At 61.4% G+C, this 11799-nt stretch carries 12 protein-coding genes; 9 read left to right on the top strand and 3 right to left on the bottom strand.

Annotated features, from left to right (window positions below):
- Positions 1–116 precede the first annotated feature (116 nt).
- Both rhtA and SJI00_RS04050 read left to right on the top strand, forming a co-directional pair.
- On the top strand, positions 117–1004 hold the full coding sequence (gene rhtA, locus SJI00_RS04055) for a threonine/homoserine exporter RhtA (protein WP_322460470.1): 888 nt from the start codon (positions 117–119) through the stop codon (positions 1002–1004).
- 171 nt (positions 1005–1175) lie between these two features.
- Positions 1176–1457 (top strand): hypothetical protein, encoded by a 282-nt coding sequence (locus SJI00_RS04050; protein ID WP_322460440.1) that lies wholly within the window; start codon positions 1176–1178, stop codon positions 1455–1457.
- A 41-nt stretch (positions 1458–1498) separates the two neighbouring features.
- Here the strand turns inward: SJI00_RS04050 and SJI00_RS04045 are convergent, their stop codons facing one another.
- The 3 genes from SJI00_RS04045 to SJI00_RS04035 form a co-directional block, all read right to left on the bottom strand.
- Complete coding sequence (locus SJI00_RS04045; protein WP_322460439.1) at positions 1499–3307, bottom strand: aminopeptidase P family protein; 1809 nt, start codon at positions 3305–3307, stop codon at positions 1499–1501.
- A 203-nt stretch (positions 3308–3510) separates the two neighbouring features.
- Positions 3511–3885, bottom strand: a complete 375-nt coding sequence (locus tag SJI00_RS04040; RefSeq protein ID WP_322460438.1) for an antibiotic biosynthesis monooxygenase — start codon at positions 3883–3885, stop codon at positions 3511–3513.
- 115 nt (positions 3886–4000) lie between these two features.
- Entirely contained in the window at positions 4001–4561 is a 561-nt protein-coding gene (locus tag SJI00_RS04035) for a helix-turn-helix domain-containing protein (protein WP_322460437.1), read from the bottom strand.
- Between the two features lie 83 nt (positions 4562–4644).
- Between SJI00_RS04035 and SJI00_RS04030 the strand changes: the two genes are divergently transcribed.
- The 7 genes from SJI00_RS04030 (at position 4645) to SJI00_RS04000 (ending at position 11799) form a co-directional block, all read left to right on the top strand.
- Complete coding sequence (locus tag SJI00_RS04030) at positions 4645–5589, top strand: DMT family transporter (protein WP_322460436.1); 945 nt, start codon at positions 4645–4647, stop codon at positions 5587–5589.
- Positions 5590–5744: 155 nt separating this feature from the next.
- On the top strand, positions 5745–8660 hold the full coding sequence (locus SJI00_RS04025; protein ID WP_322460435.1) for a monovalent cation/H+ antiporter subunit A: 2916 nt from the start codon (positions 5745–5747) through the stop codon (positions 8658–8660).
- Positions 8660–9004, top strand: a complete 345-nt coding sequence (locus SJI00_RS04020) for a Na+/H+ antiporter subunit C (protein ID WP_312934178.1) — start codon at positions 8660–8662, stop codon at positions 9002–9004. Before SJI00_RS04025 ends, SJI00_RS04020 begins: the two co-directional genes overlap by 1 nt.
- Positions 9001–10680 (top strand): monovalent cation/H+ antiporter subunit D, encoded by a 1680-nt coding sequence (locus SJI00_RS04015; RefSeq protein WP_322460434.1) that lies wholly within the window; start codon positions 9001–9003, stop codon positions 10678–10680. The genes SJI00_RS04020 and SJI00_RS04015 overlap by 4 nt, the downstream gene beginning before the upstream one ends.
- Positions 10677–11165, top strand: coding sequence for a Na+/H+ antiporter subunit E (locus tag SJI00_RS04010; RefSeq protein WP_322460433.1), 489 nt, complete (start codon positions 10677–10679; stop codon positions 11163–11165). Before SJI00_RS04015 ends, SJI00_RS04010 begins: the two co-directional genes overlap by 4 nt.
- Complete coding sequence (locus tag SJI00_RS04005; RefSeq protein ID WP_322460432.1) at positions 11162–11440, top strand: K+/H+ antiporter subunit F; 279 nt, start codon at positions 11162–11164, stop codon at positions 11438–11440. Before SJI00_RS04010 ends, SJI00_RS04005 begins: the two co-directional genes overlap by 4 nt.
- Positions 11437–11799 (top strand): Na+/H+ antiporter subunit G, encoded by a 363-nt coding sequence (locus tag SJI00_RS04000; RefSeq protein ID WP_322460431.1) that lies wholly within the window; start codon positions 11437–11439, stop codon positions 11797–11799. Before SJI00_RS04005 ends, SJI00_RS04000 begins: the two co-directional genes overlap by 4 nt.

Below are 11799 nucleotides of genomic sequence, written 5' to 3'. Positions count from 1 at the left end.
GACATTCACAATGGCGTCGGTGTTGACCAGAGCGCGATTGCAGCCAGTTGCAGGCTGTCGAGAGGATGCGCACTATAATGCGCACCTTCGTCTTCTATCAGGATGGCTCCACCTCCATGAACACCACCCCCCGCAGCCTGGCCGGCATCCTCTTCCCCGTTGGCCTGCTGTTGATCGCCATGCTTTCGATCCAGTCCGGAGCATCGCTCGCCAAAAGTCTCTTCCCGCTCATTGGCGCCCAAGGAACAACCGCCCTGCGACTGATCTTTGCCAGCGTGATCATGGTGCTGCTTCTGCGCCCCTGGCGCGTGCGCCTGGACAGGGCCACGCTGCGTAGCGTGATCATCTATGGCATGGCCCTGGGCGGCATGAATCTGCTCTTCTATATGTCTGTACGCACCGTGCCGCTGGGCATCGCCGTTGCGCTCGAGTTCACTGGGCCCTTGGCTGTGGCATTGCTCGCTTCGCGTCGGCTGGTCGACTTCATCTGGATTGCGCTGGCTGTGACTGGACTGTTGATGCTCATCCCTCTGGGCCACACCGACGCGGCGATCGACCTTACCGGCGCAGCCTACGCGCTGGGCGCTGGGGTGTGCTGGGCGCTGTACATTCTTTACGGGCAAAAGGCCGGTGCTGAGCACGGCGTGCAGACTGCTGCCCTGGGCGTGGTGATCGCTGCAGTGTTCATCGCGCCGGTAGGTATCGTCCATGCAGGCAGCGCACTGCTGAATCCGGCAATCATTCCTGTGGCCCTGGGCGTGGCCATACTATCAACCGCCCTGCCCTACAGCCTGGAAATGATTGCCCTGACACGACTGCCCGCCCGCACCTTCGGTACATTGATGAGTATCGAGCCTGCCATCGCAGCGCTATCTGGACTGATCTTTTTAAGCGAAATGCTGACCAACACTCAGTGGTTGGCAATCTTGGCTATCATCGTTGCTTCGGTAGGCGCCACCCTGACAATGCGCCGGGAGGCAGCAGTGGCGATACCGGCTGATTGACATGAGAAATGTTTGCATTTAAAACAAATTAATCAGCCGGCCCAGGATTGCACAACACGCTGCCGACCGTCTTGACCCGTTAGGATCCACGCGAGCTCCATCACAGCGATAAAGCAACGCTGTGATCACTAGAAGGCCAGGCTTTGCACCTGGCAAGTATTAAGGACAGGAATGAAACGTATCATCCTTATCCTGGCGATCCTGACCGTAACTGGTTGCGCCGCAAATGCCAAAACCGAAGTCAAGCGAGGCAAAAAAGGCCTGCACATTGATTGTTCAGGGCTCACGTCCTCGTGGGAGAAGTGCTATAGCAGGGCCGTGAGCGCCTGTAGCCCCAAAAACTACAAGGTGATTGCACGCTCGGGCAATTCGGAAGGAGAACCTGGCGACTATCTGTTCGGAATCAACCCTGCTGGCTATACCAGCCGTAGCATGATCGTCATCTGTCGCTAAGTGAAACAGAGGCAGCCCAGTGGGCTGCCTTGATCAGGCACCTATACGCGCTGCGTGCGCAGCTCCAACCAGATCAACGCATCGCTTTCGAGCAATGGCGCCAGCCGCTGGAAAACATGCTCATGATAAGCATTGAGCCAAGCCCGCTCACTGGCATCGAGCAAGTCCGTGAGCAGGCAACGGGTGTCGATCGGACACAACGTCAGCGTCTCGAAATCAAGAAATGCGCCGAAGGTGCTGTTGCCCGCATCGCGAGTCGCCACCAGGTTTTCGATGCGTACGCCCCACTGGCCCGGTCGGTAGGTACCCGGCTCGACCGAAGTGATCATTCCAGCACGCAACGCTGTGTGGGCAGAAGGACTGGCGCGATAGGAAATGACTTGCGGCCCTTCGTGCACATTGAGGAAGTACCCCACACCATGGCCGGTGCCATGCCCGTAGTCGACTTGCTCAGCCCACAGTGGCGCCCGAGCTATCGCGTCGAGCAGGGGCGACGCGATGCCTTCGGGAAAGCGGGCTCTGGATAAGGCGATAACGCCCTTGAGCACCCGCGTGCAGTCATGCCGCTGCTCGATGCTGGGCGTTCCCACAGGCACCATACGCGTGATGTCTGTTGTACCACCCAGGTATTGCCCGCCTGAATCAAGCAACAGCAGGCCGTCGCCCGCTATGCGCGCATGGGATTGCGCGGTCGCGCGGTAGTGAGGCATTGCCCCATTGCCATTGAACGCGGCGATGGTCGCAAAGCTGGGCGAGATGAAGTCCTTGCGCCTGGCGCGTGCCGCAGTGAGGTGCTCGTCGACGCTGAGCTCGGTAACGTCTCCACGGCCCAGATTCGACTCCAGCCACGCGAAGAACTCACACAGTGCAGCGCCATCCTGCTCCATCGCATGCCGGACATGCTGAAGGTCCTGTTCGGACTTGCGCGATTTGCACACGTGCGTGGGATTGGTCGCTTCGACCAATTCCACACCCGTCTGCAGGTTGCCGATCAAGCCCATGGTCACTCGCGCCGGGTCGATCAGCAGTCGAGTGGCGGGGGCAAGCGACCGGAGCGCCTGAGCGACATCTGCATAGTCGTGGATTTCGATGCCGTCGCCCTCCAGAACACGAAGAAGCGGCTCGTCGAGTTTGGTGAAGTCCACGAACAACCTTGCACGCTGAGGCTCGATCAGGGCGAACGACAGAAAAAGCGGGTTGTAGGACACGTCACTGCCACGAAGATTGAAGAGCCAGGCGATGTCATCGAGCGCAGCGATCACGTGCGCTTGCACGCGATGCGCACGCATGGTCTCACGTAGCGTTGCCAGCTTGGCAGTCCGGCCAACAGTGGCATAGGGAAACTCGTGCTCGTAGAGCGGAAAAGCAGGCAGTTGCGGCCTGTCCAGCCAGACCTCATCGAGCAGGTCAATGTCAGTCGCCAAGGTAACGCCGCGGGCCTGTAGCTGGGCTTGCAACTCACGCCCGCCGGCCAAGGCCATGACAGCGCCGTCAACGCTGACAACGCCCTCGGACGGGGTATGTTCAACCAGCCATTGAGTGGGCGAAGGCTGTTCCGAGGTGTGCTTGATCAATGTGACACCAGTGCCGGCAAGTTCCAGAGCCGCCTGCTCCCAGTACCGACTGTCGGCCCATAAACCCGCAAACTGCGCGGTAACGACCAACGTGCCGACAGACCCATTGAAGCCCGACAACCATTGGCGGCCCTGCCAGTGTTCAGGCAGGTATTCTGAGAGGTGAGGATCTGCCGACGGTACCAGCAAGGCGTCGACACGCCTGCGCCGCATGACTTCGCGGACGCGCTCAAGGCGCTGGGGCACTGCCTGTGAAACAGGGAACTGATTGCTCATGCACACTCCGACTCCAATTTGATCGAGGGGCCTACTCTAGCAGCCCGACATGCGCCCATATCCTGCACCCGGCGCAGGCGGTCGCATACGGCAAATTCGACAGAATTAAGAGCCTTTTCCTACAGAAGTTTCACCCTGGGCGGCGGCGCGCGGAATCGCACCGCGTTCAGGACGAATCTGAGCGCGAGGGTAGCGCGACCGCCTCAAGCGCCACACGCCCCGAACGCAGACTCACCACAGAACTGAGCAGCAGTGGGCGTGCAAAGGACATCGAGTGATTCATACGACGCAAAACGCACGCTACTGGAACGATGCTGGAGCAGCATCTGACAAAAATCAGTACCACTGAAGAACTCGGCACCGGTCACCCCTTCTGCGCGTGATCGCCATTGCAGGCATTGCAGCACCCGCCTACCGTCATCGCTGGCCTGCACGTTTGCCTCGAGCAAACCCTGATGCGCTTGCCGCAACGCTTGACACCCCTGCAACAACGCGTGCGCCAGGCGCTCCTGACACACCGGCGCAACGCAGTACTCGATCAGTTGGGTGAAGCGAGGTGAATCAGGCCTGGCCATCATCGACAGTCTCCTTGTAGAGGGCATGCGAAACGAAGGCAGGAAGGATAGAACCTCAAGTAAAGCTGAGGTCAACACCTGAGCAGCGATGCCGGGCTTGGCGAACCTGCACGGGACCTCAGATCACCACGTTACGCACGAAGCGCACTTCAGCACTGGTGTCGTTCCTGTAGCCATAAAGGCAGTTGCTGGCGAAAACGAAGAACTCCCCGGCTCGTAGCGTACGCTCCACGCCCTCGATCACCAGCGTGAGACAACCCTGGGCAACGTAGATCTGTTCGCTCCATCCTTCAGCATCTGCCTCACTGACATACTGCTCGCCCGGCTCGAGACGCCACTCCCAGAGCTCGACCTCGCGACTGGCCGGACTGGTCCCGAGCAACACGGCTTTGCTGCCTTTCTGGCCTGCCCACGCCAGTTCATCGATGCGACTTCGGTCGCGTTGGTCTGCGGCCTGGATGAGCTGACTGAACGGCACCTCAAGCGCGCCAGCAATCCGATCCAGCGTAGCCAGGCTGACATTTTTCTCTCCGGCCTCAATGGCGACCAGCATGCGTCGACTGACGGCGGACCGCTCGGCAAGCGCGGACTGGCTCAGCCCGGCAGCGCAACGCAAATGGCGAATGTTGTGGCTGACATGCTGCAGCACTGAGCCAGAATGCTCGGTAGGTTTGGACAAAGGTTTGCTCACTGATCGAGATTGCGCAGTATACTGCGCACTTTGCGGCGATTGTGCGCCGCGTCTTCCGAGCGTGCAAGCCCATGACCGATGCCACCAGCAGCCAACGCCTGCGCCCATCCATGCGCCTGAGCAAAGCAGAGGCCGTGCTGGTCTTCATAACCTTGTTATGGGGCGGTACGTTTCTGCTGGTGCACAACGTCATGAGTGTCAGCGGGCCAATGTTCTTCGTCGGGTTGCGCTTTGCAGCGGCAGCAGTGTTCGTTGCCTTGATCAGCTGGCGCAGCCTGGCCGGCCTGACGCGACTCGAGCTCAAGGCAGGCATGCTGATCGGCGTTACCATCATGCTTGGCTATGGCTTGCAGACCATGGGGCTGCAAACGATCACCAGTAGCCAATCCGCCTTCATCACCGCCCTGTATGTGCCGTTCGTGCCATTGCTGCAGTGGTTGGTGCTCGGGCGCCGGCCCGGCCTGATGCCAAGCCTCGGCATCTGCGTGGCATTCCTGGGGCTCATCCTGCTGGCTGGACCGGAATCCGGCGCGATGCACTTGAGCAGCGGTGAACTGATCACGCTGGTCAGCGCGGTGGCCATCGCCGCAGAAATCATTCTGATCAGCCGCTATGCCGGCAAAGTGGATGTGCGCCGGGTGACGGTGGTCCAGCTAGCGACTGCTTCGTTGCTGTCATTCATGATGATGGCCCCGCTGCAGGAGTCGCTGCCCGCTATCTCGGGGCTGTTGGTGTTCAGCGCCCTTGGGCTGGGCGCAATGAGTGCCGTCATCCAGGTCGCCATGAACTGGGCCCAACAGTCGATCTCCCCCACGCGGGCCACCTTGATCTATGCCGGAGAACCGGTCTGGGCTGGCGTCTTCGGCCGATTGGCGGGTGAGCGGCTGCCGGGCATGGCCTTGGTGGGCGCTGGCCTGATCGTGTTGGCGGTAGTGGTGAGCGAACTCAAGCTGCAACGACGCCCCCGTCCCGAGAAACAGATTGAACCCAGTCCCTGCTGCGAGGACAAAACGTAGCAGCGCTCCCATGCCAGCCGCGTCACTTCGTAAAGAAATGTCATAAAAAAACATAAGGATGGCGTCGGTTTGTAGGATTCTGCGACAGGTTACGTGTTGGTGATCAACAACCCGGCACGTATTATTCTTTGCAAACTCCTGCCGATTGGAACGCTATGTCCTTGATAGTGCTATTGCTTCTGCCCTTCATAGGCAGTTGTCTGGCGGCCGTCCTGCCGCACAACGCGCGCAACGCCGAGTCCATTCTTGCGGGCCTCGTAGCACTGGTCGGTACCGTCCAGGTGGCGTTCATGTACCCGCAGATCGTCGATGGCGGGGTCATTCGCGAAGAGTTCCTGTGGTTGCCCAGCCTTGGGCTCAACCTGGTCTTGCGCATGGACGGCTTCGCCTGGCTGTTCAGCCTACTGGTCCTGGGCATCGGTACATTGGTCGCGCTGTATGCGCGCTACTACATGTCTCCGCAGGATCCGGTCCCGCGTTTCTTCGCCTTCTTCCTGGCATTCATGGGTGCGATGCTGGGACTGGTGATCTCCGGCAACCTGATCCAGCTGGTGTTCTTCTGGGAGCTGACCAGCCTGTTTTCCTTCCTGCTGATTGGCTACTGGCACCATCGCGCCGATGCCAGGCGCGGCGCTTACATGGCCTTGATGGTGACCGGTGCGGGCGGGTTGTGCTTGCTGGTCGGTGCATTGCTGCTGGGCCACGTGGTCGGCAGTTATGACCTCGACAAGATCCTCGGCGCCGGCGACCTGATCCGCCAGCACGCGCTGTACCCCGTGCTGCTGCCTTTAATCCTGATTGGCGCATTGAGCAAGAGTGCGCAGTTCCCGTTCCATTTCTGGCTGCCCCATGCAATGGCGGCGCCTACGCCGGTCTCGGCCTATCTTCACTCGGCAACCATGGTCAAGGCCGGGGTGTTTTTGCTGGCGCGGTTCTGGCCGGCGCTGTCAGGCACAGACGAGTGGTTCTGGATCGTTGGTGGCGCCGGTGCCTGCACCTTGTTGCTCGGTGCCTTCGCAGCCATGTTCCAGAACGATCTCAAAGGCCTGCTGGCCTATTCGACGATCAGCCATCTGGGCCTGATCACCTTGCTGCTGGGGCTCAACAGCCCATTGGCTGCCGTCGCGGCCGTGTTCCATATTCTCAACCACGCCACGTTCAAGGCCTCTCTGTTCATGGCGGCAGGCATCATCGACCACGAAAGTGGTACTCGCGACATCCGCCGCCTGAGCGGCCTGATTCGACTGGTCCCCTACACCGCCACGCTGGCCATGGTCGCCAGTGCGTCCATGGCGGGGGTGCCGTTGTTGAACGGGTTCCTTTCAAAAGAGATGTTCTTCGCCGAAACGGTGTTCATCAGCTCCTCGGTGTGGGTCGAGACGGCGCTGCCGGTCATCGCTACGCTCGCCGGCACGTTCAGCGTGGCCTACGCCCTGCGGTTCACGGTTGACGTGTTCTTTGGCCCTCCGGCCAAGGACCTCCCGCACATCCCCCATGAGCCTGCGCGCTGGATGCGCGCCCCGGTCGAACTGCTGGTGCTGACGTGTCTGGTGGTGGGTATCTTCCCGGCCCAATCGGTCGCCCCGCTGCTCGCTGCCGCCGCACTGCCGGTGGTCGGTGGACCATTGCCCGAGTACAGCCTGGCCATCTGGCACGGCTGGAATGCGCCCATGATCATGAGCCTGGTGGCCATGTCGGGAGGGATCATCCTTTACCTGCTACTGCGCAAGCAGCTCCGGCGCGGCCGCTTCCCTTACCCACCGCTGATCGAACGCTTCAATGGCAAGCGCATGTTCGAGCGAGGCCAGGTGCACCTGATGCTGCTGGCACAGCGCACGGAGCGGCTGCTGACCAGTCGACGCCTGCAAACCCAGCTATTCATGCTGGTGCTCGCCGCCTTCCTGGCCGGACTCACACCGATGCTCTACAGCGGCTTGACCTGGGGCGAGCGTCCGAAAATTCCAGGGTCAGGGGTGTTCGTTGCGCTCTGGCTGATCGCCATCGCCTGCGCCATTGGTGCTGCCTGGCAGGCCAAGTATCACCGCTTGGCGGCGCTGATCATGGTCAGTGTCTGCGGGCTGATGACCTGCATCACCTTTGTCTGGTTCTCTGCGCCGGACCTTGCCCTCACTCAACTGGTGGTCGAGGTGGTCACCACCGTGCTGATCCTGCTCGGCCTGCGCTGGCTGCCACGGCGAATCGCCGGGGTGTCGCCGCTGCCGGGCAGCCTGGACCGTGCCCGTATGCGGCGCGTGCGTGACCTGGTGCTGGCTATCCTCGTTGGCGGCGGCATGGCCTTGCTGTCGTACGCAATGCTGACCCGGCCGACGCCCAACGTGATTTCCTCGTTCTACCTCAGCCGAGCATTACCCGAGGGTGGCGGAACCAATGTGGTCAACGTGATGCTGGTGGACTTCCGCGGCTTCGATACCTTGGGCGAAATCACGGTATTGGTGGCGGTAGGGCTCACGGTCTTTGCCCTGTTGCGCCGCTTCAGGCCGCCCAAGGAAAGCATGCAATTGCCTGCTCAGCAGCGACGCCTGGCGCCTGATGTGATCACCGATCTGGTCAACCCGCGCCATGCAGCCGATACCGCACTGGGCTTCATGATGGTGCCTGCTGTACTGGTGCGTCTGCTGCTGCCCATGGCGCTGCTGGTGTCGATGTACCTGTTCATGCGCGGCCATAACCAACCCGGTGGCGGCTTCGTGGCGGGGCTGGTGATGTCGGTCGCGTTCATCCTGCAGTACATGGTGGCAGGCACGCAGTGGGTCGAGGCGCAGATGAGCCTTCGGCCGCTGCGCTGGATGGGCGTCGGCCTGCTGTTCGCAACGCTGACGGGCGTCGGGGCAATGGCCTTTGGCTATCCGTTCCTGACCACCCACACCGCTCACCTGAGCCTGCCGCTGCTGGGCGACATGCACGTAGCCAGCGCCCTGCTGTTCGACGTTGGCGTGTTCAGCGTGGTGGTAGGTTCGACCCTGCTGATCCTCACGGCGCTTGCACACCAATCGGTCCGTGCCTATCGCCCGGGCGGACCAGCCAAATCCAGCCAAGCGGGAGCTGTCTGATGGAAGAAGTGATTGCCGTAGCCATCGGTGTGCTCGCCGCGTCAGGCGTATGGCTGATTCTGCGCCCGCGGACGTATCAGGTCATCATGGGCCTGTGCCTGCTTTCGTATGGGGTCAACCTGTTCATCTTCAGCATGGGCAGCCTGTTCATTGGCAAGGAGCCGATCATCAAAGAGGGCGTGACCCAAGACCTGCTGCATTACACCGACCCTCTACCACAGGCACTGGTACTGACCGCTATCGTCATCAGCTTCGCCATGACCGCGCTGTTCCTCGTGGTAATGCTGGCCTCCAGAGGCCTGACCGGGACCGACCACGTCGATGGCCGGGAGCGTGAAGAATGACCGTGATGAACCAACTGATCGCCCTGCCCATTCTGTTGCCACTGCTGACCGCCGCGCTGATGCTCATGCTTGGCGAGAAGCATCGTCTGCTCAAGGCCCGCTTGAACCTGCTGTCCAGCGCGGCGGGTCTGGCGGTGGCGGTAACTCTGCTGTTGTGGGTGAAAAATCAAGGTGCGGCCGAATCGATCGGGGTGTACCTGCCGGGCAACTGGCCGGCGCCGTTTGGCATCGTACTGGTGCTCGATCACCTGTCTGCGCTGATGCTGACGCTGACCGGCGTGATCGGGGTAAGCGCGTTGCTCTTCGCCCGGGCGCGCTGGGCCAATGCTGGCGCCAGCTTTCATGCACTGTTCCAGATTCAGCTGATGGGTTTGTACGGCGCCTTTCTGACCGCCGACCTGTTCAACCTGTTCGTGTTCTTCGAGGTGCTGCTGGCCGCTTCCTACGGCTTGATCCTGCACGGCTCCGGGCGCGCTCGGGTCAGGGCGGGGCTGCACTACATCGCCATCAATCTGTTTGCTTCTTCTCTGTTCCTGATCGGCGCTGCCATGCTCTATGGCGTCACCGGCACTCTGAACATGGCAGATCTGGCGCTGAAGATTCCGCTGGTACCCGAAGCCGATCGTGGCCTGCTGCATGCGGGTGCGGCGATCCTGGCCATGGCGTTCCTGGCCAAAGCGGGCATCTGGCCGCTGAACTTCTGGCTTGTCCGCGCCTATGCCTGCGCCAGTGCCCCGGTGGCCGCGCTGTTTGCCATCATGACCAAGGTGGGCCTGTATGCCACCCTGCGCCTGTGGACGCTGCTGTTCTCGGGCCAAGCCGGCGCTTCGGCATATTTCGGCGGCCAGTGGCTGGTCTACGGCGGCCTGGCGACCCTGGCAGTGGCAGCCGTGTCATTGCTGGCGGCGCAGCGGCTGGAGCGCATGGCGGCATTGAGCATTCTGGTGTCGGCAGGCACCCTGCTGGCAGCGATCGGCTTCGGCCAACCGGTGCTCACCGGTGCAGCATTGTTCTATCTGGTCAGCTCTACGCTGGCGCTGAGCGCATTGTTCCTGCTGGCCGAACTGATCGAGCGCTCGCGTTCAGCTAACGAACAACCCCTGTATGAGGAGGAAGACGCCATGCCCTCCCCGCTCGAATCGCTGCATCCGCCCAAGGGTATCAACCTGGATGACAATCAAAAGGCGGTTATCGGTCAGATCATTCCCTGGACCATGGCATTCCTCGGCTTGAGTTTCATTGCCTGCGCGCTGCTGATCATCGGCATGCCGCCGCTGTCTGGCTTCATCGGCAAGCTGGGCCTGATCAGCGCCCTGTTCAACCCACTGGGCCTGGGCATCGCGCCGCAACAGCCGCTGCCGCCTGAGGGGTGGATGCTGGTAGGGCTGCTGATACTCTCCGGCCTGGCGTCGCTGATTGCCTTCGGGCGGGTCGGCATCCAGCGTTTCTGGAAGCCGGAAGAACGACCGTCACCCGTGCTGCGTCGTTATGAGTGCCTGCCGATCGTGATTCTGCTGGGGTTGTGTCTGGCACTGAGCTTCAAGGCTGAGCCGCTGCTGCGTTATACACAGGACACGGCCGCCAGCCTGCGCACCCCCGAGCGCTATATCGATGCGGTGATGTCCAGCAAACCCCTACCAGGACCCACTACCCAGCACGCGCAGGTGCAACCATGAGCCGCCTATTCCCTGCGCCGCTGTTGTCGGTCGCGCTGTTTGTCCTGTGGCTTCTTCTCAACCTGTCAGTCAGCCCCGGCAATATTCTGCTGGCGGCCGGCCTGGCGTTGTTTGCGCCGCTGCTGCTGGCGCCACTGCGCCCTCAGCATGCGCATGTCAAACGTCCATGGGTGGTGTTGAAGCTGGTTGCCCGGGTTGGCATCGACGTGGTGCTCTCGAATGTTCAGGTGGCGGCAGGGGTTCTGCGCATGGGTTCGCGCGCACCGCACTCGGCTTTCGTGCACATTCCCCTCGAGCTGCGCGAGGCCCATGGACTGGCGGCGCTGTCGATGATCACTACCGTGGTGCCGGGAACTGTCTGGTCGGAGCTGGCGCTCGATCGCAGCGTGCTGCTGCTGCACGTGTTCGACCTCAAGGATGAAGCTGCCTTCATCGAGCATTTCAAGCGGGTCTATGAACGTCCACTGATGGAGATCTTCGAATGACCGGAGTGCTTGCCAATGCTGTGCTGGCCAGCCTGTTCATCCTCAGCATCGCCATGTGCCTGACACTGGTGCGGCTGTTTCGCGGCCCCTCGGCGCAGGACCGGGTCCTGGCGCTGGACTACCTGTACATCCTGGGCATGCTGATGATGCTGGTGCTGGGAATTCGCTACGCCAGTGACACCTACTTTGAAGGCGCGCTGCTGATTGCACTGTTCGGCTTCGTGGGTTCGTTCGCGCTGGCCAAATTCCTTCTGCGAGGCGAGGTGATCGAATGACCGAGACCGTTGAATTGTCGTTCTGGCTGGAGCTCACCACGGCCGCACTGCTGCTGTGCGGCAGTCTGTTCGCCCTGCTTGGCGCGGTAGGGCTGGTGCGTCTGAAAGACTACTTCCAGCGCATGCATCCGCCGGCGCTGGCATCAACGCTGGGCGCGTGGTGCGTAGCGCTGGCATCGATCCTGTACTTCTCCAGCCTCAAGCAAAGCCTGGTTTTGCACGCCTGGCTGATCCCGATCCTGCTGTCGATCACCGTACCTGTGACAACGCTGCTACTGGCCAGGGCAGCGTTGTTTCGCAAGCGCGCTGCAGGGGACGACGTGCCTGAAGAGGTCAGTGGGCGCGATGGCGGCAACTGA

The sequence above is a fragment of the Pseudomonas gebzensis genome (assembly GCF_034427815.1).
Classification (GTDB): domain Bacteria; phylum Pseudomonadota; class Gammaproteobacteria; order Pseudomonadales; family Pseudomonadaceae; genus Aquipseudomonas.
The sequence above is the reverse complement of the archived record's forward strand: the minus strand, read 5'-3'. Positions and strand labels throughout refer to the sequence as shown.